The following is a 4,501-nucleotide window of genomic DNA, read 5'->3' on the forward strand; positions in this document are numbered from 1 at the left end:
CTAGCAAAGGGGGTTCCCTTCCCCCCAAAAGCAAACCGCACCCACGTTTCTACGGCCTAACCGAAACGTCCGGTGATGTAATCCTCGGTCTGTTTCTGGGTCGGGCGGGTGAAGATGGCGTCGGTAGTTCCGTGTTCGATGAGGCGGCCCATGTAGAAGAAGGCCGTTTCGTCGGAGATGCGCGCCGCCTGCTGCATGCTGTGGGTGACGATGATGATGGTCAGCCCGTCCTTGAGTTCCTGCACGCTGTCTTCCAGCTTGCGGGTGGCTATGGGGTCAAGGGCGCTGGCGGGTTCGTCCATGAGCAGGACTTCCGGTTCCACGGCCAGCGCGCGGGCGATGCACAGGCGCTGCTGCTGCCCGCCGGAGAGACCCAGCGCCGAGTCTGCCAGCCGGTCCTTGACTTCGTCGAAGAGGGCGGCCCGCCGCAGGGAGGCTTCCACCTTTTCCTCGATAAGGCGGCGGTCGGACAGGCCGTTGACCCGCAGGCCGTAGGCCACGTTTTCAAAGATGCTCTTGGGGAAGGGATTCGGCTTCTGGAAGACCATGCCCACCCGGCGGCGCAGGGCCACCACGTCGGTGGACGAGGTGTTTACGTCCTTGCCGTCCAGCAGGATGGAGCCCTCCACCCGCGCCGAGGGCACGAGATCGTTCATGCGGTTGAGGCAGCGCAGGAAGGTGGACTTGCCGCAGCCGGAAGGCCCGATAAGGGCCGTGACCTTGCCGGTGAAGAAGTCCAGGTTCACATCATGCAGCGCATGGTGCTTGCCGTAGAATACATTGACCTGACGGGCGGAAAGACTGGGGTTCATGCGTTTTCTTCCTTGGCGGGATCGGTGACGGGAGCGTTTTCCCCGGCACGGGCGAGCGTGAATTCAAAGGAGGTGCTGCCGTCGGGGGCGGGACTGCGAAGGCTCATGCAGCCGCCGCACTGCTCCACGGCATGCTTGCAGATGGCCAGCCCCAGCCCGGTGCCTCCCTGGCTGCGGTGCCGCTCCACCTGATAAAAGCGTTCAAAGATGCGGCCCTGATCGGCTGCCGGGATGCCCGGGCCGTCGTCCACCACCCGGAAACGCCACATGTCCCCTTCCGGCAGGGCGAAAATGCGGATGTCGCTGCCGTCAGGGGCGTAACGCGAGGCATTTTCCACCAGATTCCGAAACACCTGCATGAGCAGGCGGGCATTGCCGCGCACCGTGCAGGTGTCGGGGACCTGCGCCACGAGCCGCAGGCCGCGTCTGTCCATCTGGCTGCGGCACAGCCCCTGCACGAGCTCCAGCACGGGGCAGACGGCCACATCCTCGAGCGTGCCCACATGCTGGGCATCCAGGCGGGCCAGTTGCAGCAGGTCGTCCACCATACGGGAAAGGGAACAGGCGTGGCGATAGATGATCTCCGCGAAACGGCGTTCCTGCGGGGTCCCTTCCAGCTCGAGCAGGGTCTCCGCCGATCCCTGTATGGCGGTGAGCGGCGTCCGCAGCTCATGGGACACGTTGGCCACGAAGTCCCGCCGCACCTTCTCCAGCCGGACGAAGGCGCTGACGTCATGGAAGACCGCCACCAGACCGAGCCTGTCCTCGGCCAGCCCGGAGCGGGAGAGCACCACCGCCAGACTGACGCCGGAGGTGAGCTCCAGCGTGAGCTGGCGCTGCGCCGACAGGGTCTCGTCGTCCACCTCTTCGGCCAGCAGGCTGTCCACGGCATCCTGCAGGGCCGGATGAGGGATGGCCTCAATGACCTGCGCGCCGAGCTGCCGCCCCACCACCGGGAACAGCCGGACCAGCGCCGCGTTGCAGCGGCGTATCTGACCCTGCGGACCGAGCACCAGCACTCCGTCGCTCATGGTGTCCAGCACGGCTTCGAGCTGGGCCGCCTGATCGGCGGAGTGGCGCACCTCGCGCTCGATATTGGTGGCCATGCGGTCCACCGCTTCCACCAGTGGAGCGAATTCCTGCCCCGGCAGGCGGCAAAGGCGGCGCTGAAAATTGCCGTGGGAAATGGCCTCAACCATGTCGATCATGGAGCGCAGCGACGCCCGCAACGCGCCGGACAGCACTGCGGCCAGCAGCACGGCCACCACCGCGGCCACGGCCGCCACCTGGAAGAGCACCGACATGCGGCCGGAGATGACGTCCTCCAGCACGGGCAGCGGCAGGGCCAGCCGCAGGATGCGGCCGTCGTCCAGCGCGGCGGCGGCATAGGCGAAGTCCTGCCCCAGCGTCGCGCTGTGCCGGATGGCGAAGCCCGCGCCCTCGGCCGCGGCCTGACGCATCTCCGGACGGTCACTGTGATTGTCCATGCTTTCGGGACGCACGCCGCTGGTGCTTTCCAGCATGATGCGTCCCTGCGCGTCGGATACCGAGCAGCGTACCGGCCAGTCATCCAGACTTTTTTCCACCAGCCGCATGCCCTGCGTGAGATCCGGCGCTTCCTGCAGCAGGCAGGCAGCCAGCCGGGTGTGGCGCAGCATATTCTCCCGAAAATCATCCACCTGTTCGGCGTGCAGGAAGGCCCGCACGGAAAACAGCCCGATGATCCCCGATGCCAGCGCCACCACCAGCACCGCGCAGAAGATCCTGAAGCGGAAGGATGACCAGAGATGTTTCATCATTCAGTCCCTGTTGACGGTTATGTGCGCCTGTTGCCGCTCAGGCATGCAGACGGTAGCCCACGCCGCGCACGGTCTCCACCATGTCCGCCTTGTCGCCCAGCTTCTGGCGCAGGCGGCGCACATGGGTATCCACCGTGCGGGCATAGCCTTCAAAACTGTAGCCCCAGACCGTATTAAGCAGCTGCTCGCGCGTGCGGACGGCTCCGGGATGCCGCATGAGATCCTCCAGCAGGCGGAACTCCGTGGCCGTGAGGTTGATCATCGCCCCGTCCACGCTGACGCAGTGGGCCACCCCGTCCAGAACGATGCCGTTGCGGCTGAGGCTGGGCGCGCGGCTGCCCTGCTCGGTACGGCGCAGGATGGCCTTGACCCGCAGCATGAGCTCCCGGACGCTGAAGGGCTTGACCACATAATCGTCCGCGCCGAGGCTCAGGCCGACCACCCTGTCCACCTCTTCGCCGCGCGCCGTGAGCAGCAGCACCGGGATCTGCGCCGTGGTCTCGCCGGAAGCCAGACGGCGGCAGACCTCGAAGCCGTCCATGCCCGGCAGCATCACATCCAGGATGACGCACTGCGGCAGATGCGTCTGCGCCTTTTCCAGCCCGTCCGGACCGTCGGCGGCCTCCAGCACGGCGTAGCCTTCGCGCTCCAGATGGAAGCGCACCAGCTCGCGGATGTCGGCCTCATCTTCCACAATAAGAATGGTTGCCACAGTCAGCCTCCTTGCGTTGCGACAGTTAAGCGCGGCATTGCGCCATAATCGTGATGGCATGGTTACAATTCCGTGACAAGCAATGTCGCCCTATTTTTCATTTTTTTCAATTTATTTCAATATATTATAAGAAAAATACATATCGTCGCCCAAGCGTCGCCGGCATGACGCCATTTTGTAACATGCGCAAGCGAGAAGGAGCCTGCGCACGGGGATGCACCCTGCGCGAACCATCATGGATCAAAAGGAGAAAAAACATGTCGTTCGGTAAGATCCTGGCCGCTGTGGCCGCCGTCTGCTGCCTTGCCGCGCCCGCCCGGGCGCAGGACATCACCATCAACGGTTCCACCACCGTCCTGCCCGTCATGCAGAAGGCGGGCGAGTCCTTCATGGCGGCCCATCCCGACATGCATCTGACCATTTCCGGCGGCGGTTCCGGCAACGGCATCAAGGCACTGCTGGAAAAGCAGTGCGACGTGGCCATGAGTTCCCGCCATGTGAAGGACAAGGAGATGGCCGCCGCCAAGAAGAACGGCGTGGAGCCGGTCACCACGGCCATCGCCGTGGACGCCATCGTACCGGTGGTGCATCCCGAAAACCCGGTGAACAACCTCAGCATGGCCCAGCTTGCCGACATTTACGCGGGCAAGATCACCAACTGGAAGGATGTCGGCGGCAAGGACGGCAAGATCGTGGTCATCAGCCGCGACACCTCCTCCGGCACCTTTGAATGCTGGCAGGAGCTGGTCATGGGCAAGACCCGCGTCTTCCCGGCCGCGCTCATGCAGGCCTCCAACGGGGCCGTGGTGCAGGCCGTGTCCAAGAATCCCCAGGCCATCGCCTACATCGGACTGGGCTACCTGGACAAGTCCGTCAAGGGCCTCACGGTCAATGAGGTCAAGGCCACGCCCGAGGCCGCCCTCAGCAAGCAGTGGCCCATCGCCCGTGAACTCTACATCGTCACCAACGGCGCGCCCGCCGGCGGCGTGAAGCAGCTCGTGGACTACCTGCTGGCCCCCGACAAGGGACAGAAGGACGTGCTCGCCGTGGGCTATGTGCCGCTGAAGCACTAGATCATTTTACCTTTGAAAAAGGCAAAATGCGAGGCGGCGGCACAGCGCCGCCCGGCCAAAAGTGAGCGGAAAAACCGCGTTTTTTCCGCGAAACGACAGGCCGTA

Annotated in this window: 4 protein-coding genes; 1 reads left to right on the top strand and 3 read right to left on the bottom strand. The window is 64.5% G+C overall.

Annotation, left to right across the window (positions count from 1 at the left end; genetic code table 11):
* Positions 1 to 56: 56 nt before the first annotated feature.
* Genes pstB through Q0K12_RS12280 form a run of 3 tightly spaced genes read right to left on the bottom strand, consistent with a single transcriptional unit; the run spans position 57 to position 3,329 of the window.
* Positions 57 to 812, bottom strand: coding sequence for a phosphate ABC transporter ATP-binding protein PstB (gene pstB / locus Q0K12_RS12270; protein WP_297263259.1), 756 nt, complete (start codon positions 810 to 812; stop codon positions 57 to 59).
* Complete coding sequence (locus Q0K12_RS12275; protein ID WP_297263260.1) at positions 809 to 2,611, bottom strand: HAMP domain-containing sensor histidine kinase; 1,803 nt, start codon at positions 2,609 to 2,611, stop codon at positions 809 to 811. Before Q0K12_RS12275 ends, pstB begins: the two co-directional genes overlap by 4 nt.
* 37 nt (positions 2,612 to 2,648) lie before the next feature.
* Positions 2,649 to 3,329, bottom strand: a complete 681-nt coding sequence (locus Q0K12_RS12280) for a response regulator (RefSeq protein WP_297263261.1) — start codon at positions 3,327 to 3,329, stop codon at positions 2,649 to 2,651.
* A 176-nt stretch (positions 3,330 to 3,505) separates the two neighbouring features.
* Here Q0K12_RS12280 and Q0K12_RS12285 point away from each other — a divergent pair, with 176 nt between their 5' ends.
* A complete protein-coding gene (locus Q0K12_RS12285) occupies positions 3,506 to 4,396 on the top strand; it encodes a phosphate ABC transporter substrate-binding protein (protein ID WP_297263262.1) in 891 nt (296 codons plus the stop codon).
* Positions 4,397 to 4,501 lie beyond the last annotated feature (105 nt).

It is taken from the genome of uncultured Desulfovibrio sp. (genome assembly GCF_944324525.1).
Taxonomy (GTDB): domain Bacteria; phylum Desulfobacterota; class Desulfovibrionia; order Desulfovibrionales; family Desulfovibrionaceae; genus Desulfovibrio.

Bases quoted from the DNA above. Each gene is read 5' to 3' on its own strand.
- pstB (WP_297263259.1), bottom strand. From the start codon at position 812: ATGAACCCCAGTCTTTCCGCCCGTCAGGTCAATGTATTCTACGGCAAG.
- Q0K12_RS12275 (WP_297263260.1), bottom strand. From the start codon at position 2,611: ATGATGAAACATCTCTGGTCATCCTTCCGCTTCAGGATCTTCTGCGCG.
- Q0K12_RS12285 (WP_297263262.1), top strand. From the start codon at position 3,506: ATGCGCAAGCGAGAAGGAGCCTGCGCACGGGGATGCACCCTGCGCGAA.